Source organism: Actinocorallia aurea (assembly GCF_054783995.1).
Genome location: NZ_BAAGPQ010000035.1, coordinates 79,786 through 95,541 on the forward strand (window position 1 = coordinate 79,786; position 15,756 = coordinate 95,541).

At 72.8% G+C, this 15,756-nt stretch carries 20 protein-coding genes; 10 read left to right on the top strand and 10 right to left on the bottom strand.

Annotation, left to right across the window (positions count from 1 at the left end; all coding sequences use genetic code 11):
* The first annotated feature begins 21 nt into the window (after positions 1–21).
* A complete protein-coding gene (locus ACYVOM_RS37070) occupies positions 22–1,389 on the top strand; it encodes an MFS transporter (RefSeq protein WP_460308283.1) in 1,368 nt (455 codons plus the stop codon).
* A gap of 40 nt (positions 1,390–1,429) precedes the next feature.
* Complete coding sequence (locus ACYVOM_RS37075) at positions 1,430–2,209, top strand: sulfite exporter TauE/SafE family protein (RefSeq protein WP_460308284.1); 780 nt, start codon at positions 1,430–1,432, stop codon at positions 2,207–2,209.
* A gap of 195 nt (positions 2,210–2,404) precedes the next feature.
* Here the strand turns inward: ACYVOM_RS37075 and ACYVOM_RS37080 are convergent, their stop codons facing one another.
* The 7 genes from ACYVOM_RS37080 to ACYVOM_RS37110 form a co-directional block, all read right to left on the bottom strand.
* Complete coding sequence (locus ACYVOM_RS37080) at positions 2,405–2,776, bottom strand: hypothetical protein (protein ID WP_460308285.1); 372 nt, start codon at positions 2,774–2,776, stop codon at positions 2,405–2,407.
* Positions 2,670–3,164, bottom strand: coding sequence for a roadblock/LC7 domain-containing protein (locus tag ACYVOM_RS37085; RefSeq protein ID WP_460308286.1), 495 nt, complete (start codon positions 3,162–3,164; stop codon positions 2,670–2,672). The genes ACYVOM_RS37080 and ACYVOM_RS37085 overlap by 107 nt, the downstream gene beginning before the upstream one ends.
* On the bottom strand, positions 3,161–3,955 hold the full coding sequence (locus ACYVOM_RS37090) for a hypothetical protein (protein WP_460308287.1): 795 nt from the start codon (positions 3,953–3,955) through the stop codon (positions 3,161–3,163). Before ACYVOM_RS37090 ends, ACYVOM_RS37085 begins: the two co-directional genes overlap by 4 nt.
* Positions 3,952–4,293 carry a hypothetical protein gene (locus tag ACYVOM_RS37095; RefSeq protein WP_460308288.1) on the bottom strand — a complete coding sequence of 114 codons (342 nt, stop codon included), beginning with the start codon at positions 4,291–4,293 and terminating at the stop codon, positions 3,952–3,954. Before ACYVOM_RS37095 ends, ACYVOM_RS37090 begins: the two co-directional genes overlap by 4 nt.
* A 193-nt stretch (positions 4,294–4,486) precedes the next feature.
* A complete protein-coding gene (locus ACYVOM_RS37100) occupies positions 4,487–5,269 on the bottom strand; it encodes an HAD-IIA family hydrolase (protein ID WP_460308289.1) in 783 nt (260 codons plus the stop codon).
* Positions 5,270–5,618: 349 nt separating this feature from the next.
* Positions 5,619–5,936, bottom strand: a complete 318-nt coding sequence (locus ACYVOM_RS37105; RefSeq protein ID WP_460308290.1) for an AzlD domain-containing protein — start codon at positions 5,934–5,936, stop codon at positions 5,619–5,621.
* Positions 5,936–6,604: an AzlC family ABC transporter permease gene (locus ACYVOM_RS37110; RefSeq protein WP_460308291.1), complete on the bottom strand. Its 669-nt coding sequence runs from the start codon at positions 6,602–6,604 to the stop codon at positions 5,936–5,938. The genes ACYVOM_RS37105 and ACYVOM_RS37110 overlap by 1 nt, the downstream gene beginning before the upstream one ends.
* Before the next feature lie 38 nt (positions 6,605–6,642).
* Here ACYVOM_RS37110 and ACYVOM_RS37115 point away from each other — a divergent pair, with 38 nt between their 5' ends.
* From ACYVOM_RS37115 to ACYVOM_RS37145, 7 genes are all read left to right on the top strand, one after another.
* A complete protein-coding gene (locus ACYVOM_RS37115) occupies positions 6,643–7,323 on the top strand; it encodes a helix-turn-helix domain-containing protein (protein ID WP_460308292.1) in 681 nt (226 codons plus the stop codon).
* 358 nt (positions 7,324–7,681) lie between these two features.
* A complete protein-coding gene (locus ACYVOM_RS37120) occupies positions 7,682–8,242 on the top strand; it encodes an SIS domain-containing protein (RefSeq protein WP_460308293.1) in 561 nt (186 codons plus the stop codon).
* Entirely contained in the window at positions 8,232–8,459 is a 228-nt protein-coding gene (locus tag ACYVOM_RS37125; RefSeq protein ID WP_460308294.1) for a HypC/HybG/HupF family hydrogenase formation chaperone, read from the top strand. Before ACYVOM_RS37120 ends, ACYVOM_RS37125 begins: the two co-directional genes overlap by 11 nt.
* Positions 8,456–9,118, top strand: coding sequence for a D-sedoheptulose-7-phosphate isomerase (locus ACYVOM_RS37130; protein ID WP_460308295.1), 663 nt, complete (start codon positions 8,456–8,458; stop codon positions 9,116–9,118). The genes ACYVOM_RS37125 and ACYVOM_RS37130 overlap by 4 nt, the downstream gene beginning before the upstream one ends.
* A 104-nt stretch (positions 9,119–9,222) precedes the next feature.
* Positions 9,223–9,858 carry a PASTA domain-containing protein gene (locus ACYVOM_RS37135; protein ID WP_460308296.1) on the top strand — a complete coding sequence of 212 codons (636 nt, stop codon included), beginning with the start codon at positions 9,223–9,225 and terminating at the stop codon, positions 9,856–9,858.
* A 74-nt stretch (positions 9,859–9,932) separates the two neighbouring features.
* A complete protein-coding gene (locus ACYVOM_RS37140; protein WP_460308297.1) occupies positions 9,933–10,364 on the top strand; it encodes a helix-turn-helix domain-containing protein in 432 nt (143 codons plus the stop codon).
* On the top strand, positions 10,364–10,750 hold the full coding sequence (locus ACYVOM_RS37145) for a DUF4180 domain-containing protein (protein WP_460308298.1): 387 nt from the start codon (positions 10,364–10,366) through the stop codon (positions 10,748–10,750). Before ACYVOM_RS37140 ends, ACYVOM_RS37145 begins: the two co-directional genes overlap by 1 nt.
* 109 nt (positions 10,751–10,859) lie before the next feature.
* On the opposite strand, the gene menD is transcribed toward ACYVOM_RS37145, so the two are convergent.
* Genes menD through ACYVOM_RS37160 form a run of 3 tightly spaced genes read right to left on the bottom strand, consistent with a single transcriptional unit; the run spans position 10,860 to position 14,337 of the window.
* Positions 10,860–12,524, bottom strand: coding sequence for a 2-succinyl-5-enolpyruvyl-6-hydroxy-3-cyclohexene-1-carboxylic-acid synthase (gene menD, locus ACYVOM_RS37150; protein WP_460308299.1), 1,665 nt, complete (start codon positions 12,522–12,524; stop codon positions 10,860–10,862).
* Positions 12,521–13,438 carry an o-succinylbenzoate synthase gene (locus ACYVOM_RS37155; RefSeq protein WP_460308300.1) on the bottom strand — a complete coding sequence of 306 codons (918 nt, stop codon included), beginning with the start codon at positions 13,436–13,438 and terminating at the stop codon, positions 12,521–12,523. The genes menD and ACYVOM_RS37155 overlap by 4 nt, the downstream gene beginning before the upstream one ends.
* On the bottom strand, positions 13,438–14,337 hold the full coding sequence (locus ACYVOM_RS37160; protein WP_460308301.1) for a 1,4-dihydroxy-2-naphthoyl-CoA synthase: 900 nt from the start codon (positions 14,335–14,337) through the stop codon (positions 13,438–13,440). The genes ACYVOM_RS37155 and ACYVOM_RS37160 overlap by 1 nt, the downstream gene beginning before the upstream one ends.
* Before the next feature lie 58 nt (positions 14,338–14,395).
* Here ACYVOM_RS37160 and ACYVOM_RS37165 point away from each other — a divergent pair, with 58 nt between their 5' ends.
* Positions 14,396–15,544: an AMP-binding protein gene (locus ACYVOM_RS37165; protein ID WP_460308302.1), complete on the top strand. Its 1,149-nt coding sequence runs from the start codon at positions 14,396–14,398 to the stop codon at positions 15,542–15,544.
* Positions 15,545–15,756 lie beyond the last annotated feature (212 nt).

The window sequence follows — 15,756 nt, forward strand, 5'->3', positions numbered from 1 at the left end:
GGGAACCTGAAGGAGGCGACGGTGAGCGCCGTCGTCGGCATCCTCGTCTTCTTCGAGATCACCAGCGGCTTCCTCCAGGGCGGCATCACCCCCCTCCTGCCGGACCTGGGCGAGCACCACGGCGTGTCGGACTCCGCGCTCAACTGGGTGATCTCACTCCAGCTCCTGTCCGCCGCCGTCTGCGTCCCGACCTTCGGCCGGCTCGGCGACCTGCACGGCCACCGCAGAATGCTGCGGATCGCCCTGATCATGTTCGCGGCGGGCACCGTGCTCGTCGCGGTCGCGCCGAACCTGCAGCTCCTGCTCGTCGGCCGGGTGCTCCAGGGGGCGCTCGCCGCGCTGCTGCCGCTGGAGGTGGCGCTGGTCAAGGACCGGCTGCCCGAGGACAAGGCGCGCCACGCGATCGCCCGGCTCGTCGGGTCGCTCACCTTCGGCGGGCTGCTCGGCGCCGTCATCATGGGCGCGGTCCACGAGGCCGTGGGGAACGTCCAGGTGGCGCTGCTGCTGCCCGCGGCTCTCACCCTGATCTGCATCCCGCTCTCGTTCCTCAAGGTGCCCGAGAGCGTCCCGCGCGCCACGGGCCGCGCCGACTGGCCCGGCATCACCCTGCTCGGCCTGTCGATGATCGCCGTCCTGTTCGGCGTCTCCCGGGCCGAGACCGAAGGCTGGATCTCCGGCTGGACGCTCGGCCCGCTGCTCGGCGGCCTCGCCCTGCTCGCGGTGTGGGCGCGGATGGAGCTGGGCACCGCGGACCCGCTGGTGGACCTGCGGGCCATGGCCGACCGGAGGATCGCGCCGTTCTTCGCGGTGTCGTTCCTCTTCGGCGTCGTGTTCTTCGGCATCCAGACCCCCGACACGACCTTCCTGGCGGCCGACCCGGCGACCGACGGCTACGGCTTCGGGCTGACCTCGCTGAACCTGTCGCTCATGGCGCTGCCCGCGACGGTGCTGGCCGTCATCGGCTCGGGGTTCACCGCCCGGATCGCGGGCGCCCTGGGGTACCGGCCCGCGCTGATGCTGTCGTTCGGCCTCATCGCCGGAGGCATCTTCTTCCAGGTCGTCCTGCACGACGAGCTCTGGCAGATGATCGTCGCCAAGATGTTCATGGGCTTCGGCGCGGGGCTCGCGCTCGGCGCGATGCCCACGGTGATCGTCGAGGCCGCCGACCCGAGCCGCACCGGCGTGCTCACGGCCCTCTACAACAACGTGAAGTCCATCGGCGGCGCGGTGGCGGGCGGCGTGATCGCCTCGATCCTCGCCACCATGGCGCTCGGCGACACCCCGACCGAGGGCGCGTACGTCACCGTGTGGCTGGTGTGCGCGGCGTGCGCGGCGCTGGCCGCGGCGGCGGTGCTGTTCGCCCGCAGAACGGAGAACGCCCAGGTGTAGTAGTTTTCCTGTCGATAAGACAGGAAAAGGAGCGTCCCGGTTGGAGAACCATCTGCTCGGATTCCTCGCCGGGGCGCTCATCTCCGTCGTGACGGCCCCCGTCGGCGTCTCCGGAGCTGTCTTCCTGCTCCCGGTGCAGCTCAGCGTCCTGCACGTGCCGAACCCAGCGGTGACCCCGACCAACCTGCTCTACAACGTCGTCTCCGGACCCGGAGCGCTGATCCGCTACCACCGGCGCGGCACGCTCGGCGGGCCCCTCACCCGCCTCCTGGTCCTCGGCACCCTGCCCGGGGTCGTCATCGGCGCGGTGATCCGCGTCTTCTTCCTGCCCGGACCCCGGGTGTTCCGGATCCTCGTCGGAGCCTTCCTGCTGCCCCTGGGCCTCTGGCTGGTGTACCGGACCCTGCGGCCGTCCGCCGCGCCGGGCGGGGGCGGCACGGAGCCGTCCGCCGGCGCGATCTCCGGCATGGCCCTCGGCGTCGGGGTCATCGGCGGGATCTACGGCATCGGCGGCGGATCGATCCTCGGCCCCGTCCTCGCCGGGCGGGGCCTGCCCCTCTCCCGCGTCGCGCCGGCCGCGCTCGCCTCGACCTTCGTCACGTCGGTCGCGGGCGCCCTCACCTACCTTGCCCTGTCGTTCGCGACCACCGGCGACATCGCCCCACACTGGACGATCGGGCTCGCCTGCGGCCTGGGCGGGCTCGTCGGCGGCTACACCGGAGCCCGGCTCCAGCCCCGGATGCCCGAACGCGCGCTCCGCCTCCTGCTCGGCGCCCTCGCCTGCGCCCTCTCCGTCCTCTACCTGACGTCGGCCCTCTGAGCCGCGAGAGCGCGCGCACGGGCGGGCAGGCAGGCGGAACCCGTCGCGGGGCGAAGTAGGAGCGGCCGAGTCCGAGGAGTGGCGGAGGAGTGGCGGAGGAGCGGCTGAGGCCCGGACGGCGAAGGGCCCCGCCCCCCGGGGTCGGCAAGGGGGCGGGGCGGCACGGGTCGGCCCGTAGACCCGACGACGAGGAGGTCAGATCTCGATGTTCTCCTCGATGCGGCGCAGGTGGTGCCGGGCGAGGGCCAGGTTGGCGCGCCCACGATCGAGGGCCGCGTACATGAACAGGCCCTGCCCGCTCCGGCTCGTGAGCGGGCGGATGATGTGGTACTGCTTGTCGAGGGTGATCAGGATGTCCTCGATGGCCTCCTTGAGGCCGAGCTGCTCGATCGTGCGCATCTTCGCGCGGACCACCTCGGTGTTGCCCGCCGCGGCGATCTGCAGGTCGAGCGTCTTGGTGCTACCGAGCACTCCGAGCGCCATGCCACTGCTGTAGTCGACGATCGCCACGCCGAGGGCGCCATCGATCGACATCATCTCCTTGAGAGACTGGTCCAGGTTCGACATTGTTCGTCCTTTCCTTTGACTGTTCTGGCAGGAAGGCCTCGATGGCCCGCGCGACGGGCCTGGCCTCCAGGTGCAGCCGGCCGAGGGTGACCCCCGGACCGGCCAGGATCGCCAAGGCCGCGGTGGGCCCCACGGCGTAAATCGCGACGTGCCCGCCGCTGTTGCGGATGACGACCTCCTCGAAGGCGCCGTCGGCCGCGGTGCGGGCGACACGGTCCGACAGGGAAAGCTCGGTCGCGGTCATCGCGGCCATCCCGTCGGGTTCCACGAGGTCCGGCAGGTCGCTCGCGACGAGGAAGCCGTCGCAGGTGGCGACCAGGGAACCGGTCAGGTCCGGCACCCTGCGCCGGAGCTCGTGCAGTTCTCGGAAGATCCGTTCTTCGCTCATTCCAGCTCCCTCAGCGCGTCGTGTAGCTGTGTCAGCAAGACGAGATCGGCCTCGGCCCACTTCGTCGGCCCGCCGAACGGCGGCGCTCCCCCGCTCCCCAGAGGCGCGCCCCCGATGCCGCCCCGCGGCGCCGGGTCGGCCCCGGCGGCGGCCTCGGGCTCTCGGACGAGCGCGGAGGCCACGAGGCCGCGGACGGCGAGAGTGCACCCGAAACGGGTCCGTCCGAGCTCCCGCGCGAGCCCGGACGGGGTCTTGCGCCCGTCGGCGTTGAGCAGGATCTCCATCTGGAGACCGGTGAGGACCACCCGCTGGCGGCGCAGCCTGCGCACCGGCTCGACCGGGCCGTCATCGGCGAGCGCCGAGGGCCACACCTCGTCGAGCAGGCCCCTGCGGCGGCGGGTCTCCACGCAGAGCGTCACCGGATCGACCGCGAGGCACTCCGGCCAGTACGCGCTCCTGCCCCCGTGGAACTCCGGCTCGTGCGCCGAGCGCAGCAGGAAGAACGCCGCGTCGAACAGCTGGATGAGCGCGTGCGCCTCGAGTTCGGCGCTGGTGAGACGGGCCGGAGTGGCGGGGCCATGCCCGGGGCCCGTTCTCCGCAGCAGTTCCCAGCCCTGCTCGCTGAGGCGTCCCGACGCCGTCAGGAGGTCGTACAGGCTGGGGGCCAGACCCGTCTCGGCGTGCACGACGGCCCCGTCGAGGAAATGGAAGGCTCCGTCGTCGCCGAGGAGGAGCGTGCCCGTGGCCTGGTCGCGGGCGAGTCTCTCCAGCTGGGCGCGGATCTGCCTCATCCCACCGCCAGATCGCGGACCACGTCCCGCATCCTGTGCCGGGCCAGCGCGATGTTGCCCCGCTCGGCGTCGAGCGCCAGATGCAGGCAGAGCCTGGCGTCCGTCGCGGTGGTGACCAGCGCGAGGAGATGATGGCCTGCCGTGCCGCTGACGGTGATCTCCTCGATCTCGTCACCGGTGGCGGCCGAGCTGAAGGCCGGGCTGGAAAGGACGGTCCGCACGAGTTCCGAGGCGCCCGCCGCCCGTTCGGCGGCCTCGTCCTCCGCGCCCAGTGAGGCGATCGAAAGGCCCGCGGAGATCTCCAGCAGATCCGCGGCGCGGGCACCCGGGATCGCCATGACCTGCGTCAGGCAATCCTCAATCGCCGGCACCGCGTCCCCCCGTCGCCACCAGAACTCGAAGTGGTTCGGAGGTTATCGACGCGGAACCGGCGATTTCACCAGGTCACCGACAACCGTTATGAGGTACCAATAAGTACTTTTCTCCCGGGCCGGGGGTGTTCAAGGTTCTTCCCTCAGGGTCTAAGAAGTCTCACTCGATGAGGTCCATGAGGTCGGCCACAGAGTCCACGATCCGTGACGGACGGTAGGGGAACCGCTCGATCTCGTGCTGGCGGGTCACCCCGGTGAGCACGAGGATCGTCTCCAGGCCCGCCTCCATGCCCGCGACCACGTCGGTGTCCATCCGGTCGCCGATCATCGCCGTCGACTCGCTGTGCCCGGCGACCTGGCGGATCGCGCTGCGCATCATCAGCGGATTCGGCTTGCCGACGAAGTACGGCTCGACCCCGGTCGCCTTGGTGATCATCGCCGCGACCGCGCCGCACGCGGGCAGCGAACCCTCCTGGGAGGGGCCGATCGGGTCGGGATTGGTGCAGATGAAACGCGCCCCGCCCTCGATCAGGCGCACCGCCCGGGTGATCTGGTCGAAACTGTAGTTCCGGGTCTCCCCGAGGACCACGTATTCCGGATTGAGATCGGTCAGTATGTAGCCGACCTCGTGCAACGCGGTCGTCAGCCCGGATTCCCCTATGACATAAGCCGTCCCGTGGGGGCGCTGGTCGTTCAGGAACTTCGCCGTCGCCAGCGCCGACGTCCAGATCATCTCCGGCGCGATGTTCAACCCCGCCGACGCCAGCCGCGCCGAGAGGTCCCGCGGCGTGTAGATGGAGTTGTTGGTGAGGACGAGGAACCGCTTCCCCGACTCCACCACCTTGGCGATGAAGGCCTCCGCCCCCGGGACGGGCCGCCCCTCGTGCACGAGGACCCCGTCCATGTCCGACAACCAACATTCGATGGGCTTCCGATCGATCATGCGCGCATTCTCGCAGCTCACCGACCACACCGACAATGCCCTCACCCGCCCTCACCCCGCCCCCGCTCCTCCCCGTCCACCCACCGGACACCCACCCGCCTCTCCCCCATCGGGAGCGGACCGGGCCCGGAAAAAATGCGGGGCGGGGGCGGGAACATCGGGCAGGGGGGCGTGGTTGAACAGGACGTGGCCGATGTGACTCGGGTGTCCCCGGGCCCCATCTATAGCCTTCACGGAATACCGTTCGGCTGGAGCCGTGTTGTGCCTTTCGCCGAGAGGCGACCCCGCACATCGCGCCGCATCGTGTGGCTGGGCCCGTCCGGTGACTCCGGACGGGCCCCGCTGCGTTTCATGGGACGCCCAGCAGGCGCAGGCCCGCGGTGACCGCGGCGGCGGCCAGGACCACGAGGACGAACGAGGCCCCGCGCCAGGCGAGGACGGCGGCCACGGCGACGCCCGAAGGACGCGCCCATCCGGCGAACTCCTTTCCGTCCGCGACGGCCGAGGTCACCGCGAGCGCGAGAAGCAGGACCACGGCCGCGGCGACCAGCGGGGTGCGCAGTCGCTCCAGATCGAAGCGGCGCGCGGCGAGCGGCCCCGCGACGCGGAAGGCGTAGGTGCCCGCGGCGAGCGCGAGCACGGCGAGCAGCGGCATGGCGGCCCCCATCAGGACGTCCGCGCGCGGCGCGCGCGCAGGATCAGCAGCGGAACGGCGGCGGCCGGCGCCAGCAGCACCGGCAGTCCGGGTGGCAGCAGCGGGGTGGCGGCCAGCGCGACCGCGGTCCCGGCGAGCGCGAGGCCCCTGGTGCCGCGATCGCCCAGGGCCGGCATCACCAGCGCCAGCAGCACCGCGGGAAACGCCGCGTCCAGGCCGAGGGAGTCGACGTCGTCCAGGACGCCGCCCGCGTAGGCGCCGACGACCACGGCCGCGTTCCACACGACGAACAGGGCGATCCCGCACACCCAGAAGGCCATCTTCCGCTGGCGTGGATCGGTGTGCCGCAAGGTGAAGGCCAGCGACTCGTCGGTGAGCAGATGCGCGCCGACCAGCCTCCGCCACGGCCGCCCCTCGAAGACGTCGGCGGCGGCCAGCCCGAACGGGAGCAGCCTCGCGTTGAGCACCAGGGCCGTCACCACCGCGGCGACCGCGCCGCCCCCCGCGAGCACGATGCCCAGCGCCGCGAACTGCGCGCCCCCGGCGAACACCAGGACCGACATGGACACCGGCACCCACAGTGGCAGCCCGCCCGCGGTCGCGAGCGCGCCGAAGGAGACGCCCACGAGGGCGTCGGCGACGGACACCAGGCCGATGTCGCGGAGCGTGCCGCGGTCCATCGTTCGCCAGAACGAACACATGAGCAATAGATTGAACAGTGCAGCGGTGTTCGTCAAATCGAACATGTGGAAGCCTGCATCGAACGACCGGCGAGCGCGGCCGACCGCCACAGCGGGCGGGCCTGGGCTTCGACGCCATCCCAGCGAACAGGAGCCCGACGATCAGCACCCCGGACATCATCACGACCATCGCCTTCTCGCTGCGCCGCGAGCGCGAGCGCGCCGGCTACTCGCTCACCGAGCTGGCCCGCCGGGCGAAACTCGCCAAGTCCACGCTCTCCCAGCTGGAGTCGGGCACGGGGAACCCGAGCGTGGAGACGCTCTGGTCGCTCAGCCTCGCCCTCGAGGTCCCGTTCAGCCGCCTGGTGGAGCCGCCGCCGACCCCGATCCGGGTGATCCGCGCGGGAGAGGGGCCCTACACGCGGTCCGAGGAGGCGCCGTACGGCGTCGCCCTCCTGTCGCCGTGTCCGCCCGGCGCCCGGCGTGACCTCTTCCGGATCGTCGCCGAGCCCGGCGCGGCCCGCCGCACCACGACTCCCCACCAGGCCGGCGTGCGCGAGCACGTCGTCCTCGCCGAAGGCAGGGCGCTCGTCGGACCGGTCGACGCCCCGGTCGAGCTGGGCCCCGGCGACTACGTCGCCTACCCGGGCGACACGCAGCACGTCTTCGAGGCGTTGGCGCCCGGCACGTCCGCGGTGATGCTCATCGAGCAGACCTGACGGCCGACTCCCAGGTTTCACCCGAGACCACGACAGGTAGGACACCGACTACAGCAGGTGACCTGGGTCCATGTCCGCCTCGCCGCCGTCGCCGGGGCTTCCGCGCAAGGGGGAGAGCCGTGAAGGGAGACCCCGTCCGCAACCTGCCGCCCCTCCCCCCGCATCCCCTCCTCCACGAGCCCCCGACCCGCACCCCCACCGCCCAAGAAGGCCAAGGGTGGGAGCGTCCTGTGGGCGCTGACCGCGCGGACGTCGCCTGCGAGGCGGCTGCTTGCGGTGGTCGAGGGGGGTGGGGGTGGTGAGGGGTGGGGAGGGGCTGGCGCGAGAGTTGCTCGGGCGGCGGGGGGAGCAGGGGCTGGTGCTGGGGAGGGAGGGGGCGCGGATCGCGCTGGCCTGCCGGGCGATGGCCGAGCGGTTCCGGCGCGGGGGGCTGCTGCTCGCCTTCGGGACCGGGCTCGCCGCCGCGGACGCGGCGCACGTGGCCGTCGAGTTCGCCCACCCCGCGGCCGTCGGCAGGCGGGCGCTGCCCGCCGTCGCGCTGGGCGCGAGCGCCACGTGCGACGGCCCCGGCGTCGGCCCGCACGACGCGCTCGCCGCCCGCCTGCGGCCCCTCGCCGGGCCCTCGGACATCGCGCTCGGCCTCGCCGCCGACGGGGACGAGCCCGCCGTGCTGCGCTGCCTCGCCGCGGCGAGGGCGGCCGGGGCCCTCACCGTCGCGCTCGTCGGCGGGGAGGGCGTGGCCGCGCGGGAGGCCGCCGACCACGTGCTCGCCGTGGACTGCGCGGACCCCCTCGTCGTCCGGGAGATCCACGTCACCGCCTGCCACCTCCTGTGGGAGCTGGTCCATGTGTTCCTCGCGGAAGGCGCCTTCGCACAGGCCGCGTCCGCCCGAGGCATCGGAGGGCCCGATGATCGGTGAAGACTCGGTTCCGCACTGCATGGGCGAGGTGTGCCTCACCTGCGCCGAAGGCGCGATCGCGGCGAGGGTCCACGAAGTGCGGCCCGGAGGCCGTGCCCTCGTAGAGACCGGAGCGGGCCCGGTGGAGGTGAGCGTCGCCCTCGTCGACGCCCGCCCCGGCGACCTCCTCCTCATCCACGCCGACGAGGCCCTCGCCGTGGTGGAGGAACTCCGGTGAGCGGGGGCGTGGAGGCGCTGTACCCGTTCCGGTCCGAGGCCGGGGCGGACGGGACGCCCGGCCTGCTCGCGGAAGCCGAGCGGTCCGCCGCGCGCAAGGCCGCCGAGTCCGCAGCGCTCCGGGAAGGGCTCGCCGACAGGTTCGCTGCGGCGTTGGCGGCCTGCGCACAGGATCTGGCCGCCGCCTTCGCGGCCGGAGGCAGGCTGTTGGCTTTCGGAAACGGGGGAAGCGCCGCCGACGCACGGGCCTTCGCGGCTCTGCTCGCCGCGCCGCCTTCCCCGGCGCGTCCGCTGCCCGCCCTCGCCCTCCCGCAGGACGCCGCCGCGCTCACCGCGCTCGCCAACGGCATCGGCTTCGAGGTCGTGTTCGCGCGGCAGGTCGCCGCGCTGGGCCGGCCCGGCGACGCGGCGGTCGCGTTCTCCACGAGCGGCGGCTCCCCGAGCGTCCTGCGCGGGTTGGACGAGGCGGACCGCCGCGGCCTGGTCACCGTCGCCTTCGCGGGCTGCGACGGCGGCGGCATGGCCGCGCCGGGCGCGGTCCGGCACCTGTTCGTGGTCCCGTCGGACTCGCCGCACCGCATCCAGGAGGCGCAGACGACGCTGTACCACGTGCTCGGTGCGCTGACCGCGGCCGCACTGCCCGCGCCGGACACGGTCTGACCGGCGCCGTTCTCCCGGATTCCGACCCTTTGATCACGTCGTGTACGCGAGCTCACCCGATGCGTCATGGGCCGACGGGGAGCGCGGGGCGGGACGGGCGTGCGATGCGGCGATACACCGCCGGGACTTATCCGGAATGCCCTAGGATCTTCCTGCGAAAGGGGGGATTCGCCATCGGAGCGCATACCCGCAACCGGCAGGGCCGGCTGCTGCTGAAGATCGCCGTGCCCGTGGGCGCGGTCGCCGTCATCGGGCTCGCCGCGGCGGTGAACGCCGACGACTCCGACAAGAACCTCTCCATCAGCCCCGAGCGGCCCCCGGCCGCCACCGCGAGCACCACGGTGACGCCCACCTCGACTCCGCGCGGGCAGCACACCCCCGTCTCGGCGCCCACCACGGCGACCCCGACGGCGACACCGACCTCGGCGATCCCGTCTCCCCGACCGACGACGCCCAAGCCGCAGCCCACCCAGGCCCCGACCACGCAGGCTCCCTCCGCGCCGACGGCCCGGCCCGTCCCCGACGTCGTCGGGCTGTCCCTGGAAGAGGCCGCGGTCCGCCTCGCGGCGGCCGGGTTCGGCTACCAGGAGGTGTGCGTGCGAGGCCGCGACCGGGGCGTCGTCCAGCAGCAGCCCGCGGCCGGCGCGCAGTGGCAGGTCGGCGGCGAGGTCTCCCTCGTCGTGGCGGACCGCCGCTGCGATGACGACCACGACGACGACGGATGGCGCCTCCTCGACTGACCCCTCCCCGAACTTCCCCATCGCCCACATCCTTAAGGTAGTTTAGGGAGCGTTAGCGGATGTGAGGGAAGGCGATGATGGCTCAGCGGTACTACGCGGTCGACGAGGTGGCCGAACTCCTCGGCCTGCACGTGCGCACCGTGCGCGGCTACGTCCGCGACGGACGCCTCAAGGCCGCGCGCATCGGCAAGCAGTACCGGATCAGCCGCGCCGACCTCGAGGAGTTCACCGGCTCCCCCGTCGCCGAACCCGCCGCGGAGGCGGTGTCCCGGCACACCGAGGCCTCGACGATCGCACTCCTGGAGGGCGTCGACGCCCGCGCGGCGCAGCGGATCACCACCCTGCTCACCGCGACGGTCTCGGGACGCGAACCCGCGGGGACGCCCCTGCGCGTCCACACCGTCCACGACGCGGCCCGCGCCACCCTGAAGATCGTCGTCCTGGGCGGCCTGCGCGACACCGCGGCCCTGCTCGATCTCGTGCAGACCTTCGCCGAGGAGGCGTGATGACGGCCGAAGCGGCCCCCGAGCCCACCGACGTGCACGGCACCCCCGTGCTGTTCGTCCCCGACCAGGGCCCGCCCCTCGACGACGTCATCGGGCTGCTCGGCGACGCGTTCGGCGCCCGAGCGGACTGGGTCGCGGTGCCCGCGGGGCGGCTCGCCCCGTCGTTCTTCGACCTGGCGACGCGGGAGGCCGGCGAGGTCCTCCAGAAGTTCGCCCAGTACGGGGTGGGCGTCGCGATCATCGGCGACATCGAGGAGCGGATGACGGCGAGCCGGGCGCTCCGCGCGTTCGTCACCGAATCCAACCGGGGCCGTCAGACGTGGTTCCTGCCCGACGCCGCGGCCTTCCGCGCCAGACTCGACCCGGAGTCACGTTCCGCAACGTAAAGCAACGCAGCGCGATGACCGAGATTTCCCCGGGATCGGACGCCGATCGGCCCGCAGCCCCTATGGCGTCGGGCCGGCCAGCGTCTTTACGCAGTAAGGCGAAACCCGGTCACAGGGCTTCCTTGATCGCGTCGTGCGCCGCCTGGCGCATCCGCGCGTGCAGAAGGGCGTTCTTCTCCCGGTCGGTCCGCGCTTCGACGATGCGCAGGCCGTCGCCCGCCAGCGCGCGCGGGAGCTGCCCCGCGGACTCCAGCAGCGTGTGCGGGATCCCGTGGGCCGCGGCGATCCGCTCCAGGTCGGTGCCGTGCGGCGTGCCGAAGACCCGCTCGAACGGGTCGCGCAGCGCTGCCTGCGGTAGCAGCGAGAAGATCCCGCCGCCGTCGTTGTTGACCACCACGAGCGCGAGGTCGGGACGCGCTTCGCGGGGGCCGATCAGGAGCCCGTTCTGGTCGTGCAGGAACGACAGGTCGCCCAGCAGGGCATACGACCTCCCGCTGTGCCCGAGGGCCATGCCGATGGCGGTCGAGACCAGGCCGTCGATGCCCGAAGCGCCCCGGTTGGCGAGGATGCGCAGGCCGCGGCGCGGGCGCATCGTCTGGTCGAGGTCGCGCACCGGCATGCTCGCCGACGTGAGCAGCAGCGAGCCGCCCGGGATGGTGGCCACGAGGTCGCGGGCGAGCCGCGGCTCGGTCACCTCCTCGCTCTCGTCCAGCACCCTGTCGACGGCGGCGGAGGCAGCCTGGTCGGCGGCGCGCCACGACCGCAGCCAGCCGTCGTCACCGGAGACCACGGGGATCTCCACCTCCTGGGCGACCTGGGTGGCCGAACGGACGGGATCGGGCCAGCGCGCGAGGGTGGGGGTGACAACGATGTGCTCCTGCGCGCGGCGCAGCATGCTCAGCAGCGGCTTGGACAGCCCGGGCTTGCCGAGCGTCACCACCACGTCCGGCTGGTGCTCACGGGCGAACTCCGGCACGCCGAGCAGGAAGTGGTGGGAGGACATGGCGTGGTCGCCGTACCGTCCGTTGCCTATCGGCTCCGACAGCACCGGCCAGCCCGCCATCGAGGCCGCCGCGACGTACCGCTTGACGTTGACGGCCCCGTCGCCGACGACCAGGACCCCGCGCCGCGTGGGCGGCACGTGCAGCACCGAGCCGGGCGCGCTCTCCCGGACCCGCGTCCACACGCCCGCGTCGCCCGGGTCGAGGGGCTCGCACCACGTGTCGTCGCCGCTCGGGATCAGCGGCTCGCGGAAGGCCACGTTCAGGTGGACCGGCCCGGGGTCGGGCGAAAGGGCGGCGGCGTAGCCGCGGCTGGCCATGGACCGCCAGTAGGCGACCATCCCGGGCCGCTCCTCGGGCACCCCGACCTCGCACGTCCACCGGACGGCCGAGCCGTACAGCTTCACCTGGTCGATGGTCTGGTTCGCGCCGGTGCCGCGCAGCTCCGGCGGCCGGTCGGCGGTGAGGACGACGAGCGGGACCGACGACTCCGAGGCCTCGATGATCGCAGGGTGGAAGTTCGCCGCCGCAGTCCCGGAGGTGCACACGAGGGCGACGGGCCGGCCTGTCCGCTTGGCCAGTCCGAGGCCGAGGAACGACGCCGACCGCTCGTCCACCCGGACGTGCAGGCGCATCCGGCCCGCGCGCTCCGCGGCGTCCAAGGCCAGGGCCAGTGGGGCCGAGCGCGAACCCGGGGCGAGGACCGCGTCGGTCATCCCGCCCCGCAGCAGCTCGTCCACCAGGACCGTCGCCAGCGCCGTCGCCGGGTTCATGCTCTCTCCGCTTCCTCCGCACGCCGCCGCCAGGCCGCAGGGTCGACCTGGTGGCGCGCGAGCGCCGCGAGATCCACCTCGGGACGGCGGACGGCGATCTCCCCGTCCTCCACGACCAGCGGATCGCCGGTCACGTCGCCTTCCAGCAGGCTGAGCGTCGCCAGCCCGCACGCGTGCGGCAGCTCCGGCAGCGCCGCGGCCAGGGCGAGCCCTGCCGCGAGCCCGACCGAGGTCTCGACCGCGCTCGACACCACCACGGGCAGGCCGATCGCCGCGGCGATCTCCAGCGCGGGGGCGACGCCGCCGAGCGGCTGCACCTTGAGCACCGCGATGTCGGCGGCCTCGGCGGCCACGACACGGAACGGGTCCTCGGCGCGGCGGATCGACTCGTCCGCCGCGATGGGCACGTTCACGCGCCTGCGCACCGCGGCGAGCTCCTCGACCGTAGCGCAAGGCTGCTCGACGTACTCCAGATCGAACCTGTCGAGCAGTCCGATCATCCGGACGGCCCGCTCGACGTCCCACGCGCCGTTGACGTCGATGCGGACCTTACCGCCCGGTCCGATCGCGTCGCGCACCGCCTCGACCCGCGCGAGGTCGTCGGCGTCGGTCTGGCCCTTCTCGGCGACCTTGACCTTGGCCGTGCGGCAGCCGCCCTCGGCGGTGATCTTCCAGGCGTGCTCGGGGTCGGTCGCCGGGACCGTGACGTTCACCGGGATCCGGTCGCGCAGCGGCACGGGGAAGCCGGTGAAGGCCGCTTCGCGGGCGGCGGCCAGCCAGCGGGCGGCCTCGGCGGGGCCGTACTCGGCGAAAGGGGAGAACTCCCCCCATCCCGCCGGTCCGTGGATCAGTGCGCCGTCCCGGCGCGTCAGCCCCCGGAACCGGGTGCGCATCGGGATGGAGAAGGCCCGCATCAGCCGTGCCAGGGGTAGGGCGACCAGTCGGGGTCGCGCTTCTCCAGGAAGGAGTCGCGGCCCTCGGCGGCCTCGTCCGTGCCGTAGGCCAGGCGGGTGGCCTCCCCGGCGAAGACCTGCTGGCCGACCAGGCCGTCGTCGATCAGGTTGAAGGCGAACTTCAGCATGCGCTGCGCCGTCGGCGACTTGGCGTTGATCTTCCCGGCCCATTCCAGGGCGGTCTTCTCCAGCTCGGCGTGCGGGACGACGGCGTTGACCATGCCCATGCGGTGGGCATCCTCGGCCGAGTACTCGTCGCCGAGGAAGAAGATCTCGCGGGCGAACTTCTGGCCGACCTGACGGGCCAGGTAGGCCGAGCCGAAGCCGCCGTCGAAGCTCGCGACGTCGGCGTCGGTCTGCTTGAACCGCGCGTGCTCCCTGGAGGCGAGGGTGAGGTCGGACACGACGTGCAGGCTGTGCCCTCCGCCCGCGGCCCAGCCGTTCACCACGCAGATGACGACCTTGCCCATGAAGCGGATGAGGCGCTGCACCTCAAGGATGTGCAGCCGCCCGGCGCGGGCCGGATCGATCCCGGCGGAGGTCTCGCCCTCGGAGTACTTGTAGCCGTCCTTGCCGCGGATGCGCTGGTCGCCGCCGGAGCAGAACGCGTGGACGCCGTCCTTGGGCGACGGCCCGTTGCCGGTCAGCAGGATCACGCCGACGTCGGGGGACAGGCGGGCGTGGTCGAACGCCCGGTACAGCTCGTCGACGGTGTGGGGGCGGAAGGCGTTGCGCACCTCAGGCCTGTCGAAGGCGATCCGCACCGTGCCCTGGTCCACCGACCGGTGGTAGGTGATGTCCGTGAAGTCGAATCCGTCGACTTCCTTCCAGGCTGCGGCGTCGAAGTTCTCTGAGACCATGGCCCCTATTACACCGCCTTTCCGGGCCGCGTTCGGCCAGAGGTAGCCTGATCGCATCATGAGAGCCGTGCACGCCGTGGTCCTGCCGCCCGGACCTGCCCTGCTGACGGCGCTGACGGCCGCGCTGGACGGGAGCGGGCCCGCCCTCTTGCCGGTGGCCCCGGGAACCCCGGAACCGGCGCTGCGGGCGCTTGTGGAGGCCGCCAGGCCCGCCGCGCTGGTGGACTCCTCGGGGGTGCACGCGCTGGAGGGCGGGGTGCCGACGGACGCGGCGGTGCTCATCGCGACCTCGGGGTCCACGGGGCGTCCCAAGATCGTGGAGCTGGCGGCGTCGGCGCTGGAGTCGTCGGCGCGCTCGACGCTCGCCCGGGTCGGCGCGCAGGACGCACCGTGGCTGTGCTGCCTGCCCACCTCGCACATCGCCGGCGTCCAGGTGCTGGTGCGGGCGCTGCTGTCCGGGGCGCCCCCGGTGATCCATCCCGGGTTCGACCTCATGGAGGTCGCCAAGGCCGGGGAGGTTCACGTGTCGCTGGTGCCGACCCAACTACGGCGCCTTCTGGACGTGGAAGCCGACCTCGCCTCTTATGCCTCGATCCTGCTCGGCGGGGCCGCCGCGCCCTCCGCGCTGCTGGCGGAGGCGCGCGGACGCGGCGCAAGGATCTTCACCACCTACGGGATGAGCGAGACCAGCGGGGGCTGCGTCTACGACGGCGTCCCCCTGGAGGGCGTCGAGGTCTCCCTCGGCGAGGACGGACGGATCTCGCTGGCCGGCCCCGTCCTGTTCTCCGGGTACCGGTTCGCCGAGCGCCGGACGGGCCCGTGGTTCACCACGCAGGACCTCGGCGCGTTCGAGGACGGCCGCCTGCGCGTGCTCGGCCGGATCGACGACGTGATCAACACCGGTGGGGAGAAGGTCGTCGCCGGGGCCGTGGCCGAGATCGTCTCGCGGCATCCTTCGGTCCGCGAGGCCGTCGTCGTGGGCCGGGCCGACCCCGAGTGGGGTGCGCGGGTGACCGCCGTGGTCGTCGCCGACGGACCCGTCACGCTGGAGGAGTTGCGCGGCCTCGTCCGCGCCGAGATGCCCGCCCACGCCGCGCCGCGCGAGCTGGAGATCCGCGCCGAGCTCCCGCTGCTGCCCTCGGGGAAGCCCGACCGCGAGGCGTTGCGGGCCGCGCCTGACGGGAAGGCAGGTCTCACCCCGGGGTGAGAATCGCGCCACACCGGTCAACCTCGGGGCGGACTCCGGAATCATACGTATTACCCGGGCGTTATACCTGATGCAGCCGGGAAACCGATCGAGTCGCGCGAATCCGCCGATCCCTGGCCACAAGCCGCCCGGGTCAAGGTTTTCGCTGGTCGGGAACATCCTGGACACGGTCCACCGTTTCGGATACGTGCCCAAAAGGCATATTTCGGACC

Excerpts from the sequence above, each read along its gene's own strand:
- ACYVOM_RS37160 (WP_460308301.1), bottom strand. The coding sequence starts at position 14,337 with ATGGTCTCAGAGAACTTCGACGCCGCAGCCTGGAAGGAAGTCGACGGA.
- ACYVOM_RS37095 (WP_460308288.1), bottom strand. The coding sequence starts at position 4,293 with ATGGCGATCCCGGGTGCCCGCGCCGCGGATCTGCTGGAGATCTCCGCG.
- ACYVOM_RS37085 (WP_460308286.1), bottom strand. The coding sequence starts at position 3,164 with ATGAGCGAAGAACGGATCTTCCGAGAACTGCACGAGCTCCGGCGCAGG.
- ACYVOM_RS37110 (WP_460308291.1), bottom strand. The coding sequence starts at position 6,604 with ATGGACCGCGGCACGCTCCGCGACATCGGCCTGGTGTCCGTCGCCGAC.
- ACYVOM_RS37155 (WP_460308300.1), bottom strand. The coding sequence starts at position 13,438 with ATGCGGGCCTTCTCCATCCCGATGCGCACCCGGTTCCGGGGGCTGACG.
- ACYVOM_RS37125 (WP_460308294.1), top strand. The coding sequence starts at position 8,232 with ATGATCGGTGAAGACTCGGTTCCGCACTGCATGGGCGAGGTGTGCCTC.
- ACYVOM_RS37145 (WP_460308298.1), top strand. The coding sequence starts at position 10,364 with ATGACGGCCGAAGCGGCCCCCGAGCCCACCGACGTGCACGGCACCCCC.
- ACYVOM_RS37100 (WP_460308289.1), bottom strand. The coding sequence starts at position 5,269 with ATGATCGATCGGAAGCCCATCGAATGTTGGTTGTCGGACATGGACGGG.
- ACYVOM_RS37090 (WP_460308287.1), bottom strand. The coding sequence starts at position 3,955 with ATGAGGCAGATCCGCGCCCAGCTGGAGAGACTCGCCCGCGACCAGGCC.
- ACYVOM_RS37080 (WP_460308285.1), bottom strand. The coding sequence starts at position 2,776 with ATGTCGAACCTGGACCAGTCTCTCAAGGAGATGATGTCGATCGATGGC.
- ACYVOM_RS37105 (WP_460308290.1), bottom strand. The coding sequence starts at position 5,936 with ATGGGGGCCGCCATGCCGCTGCTCGCCGTGCTCGCGCTCGCCGCGGGC.
- ACYVOM_RS37135 (WP_460308296.1), top strand. The coding sequence starts at position 9,223 with ATGCGGCGATACACCGCCGGGACTTATCCGGAATGCCCTAGGATCTTC.
- ACYVOM_RS37165 (WP_460308302.1), top strand. The coding sequence starts at position 14,396 with ATGAGAGCCGTGCACGCCGTGGTCCTGCCGCCCGGACCTGCCCTGCTG.
- ACYVOM_RS37140 (WP_460308297.1), top strand. The coding sequence starts at position 9,933 with ATGATGGCTCAGCGGTACTACGCGGTCGACGAGGTGGCCGAACTCCTC.
- menD (WP_460308299.1), bottom strand. The coding sequence starts at position 12,524 with ATGAACCCGGCGACGGCGCTGGCGACGGTCCTGGTGGACGAGCTGCTG.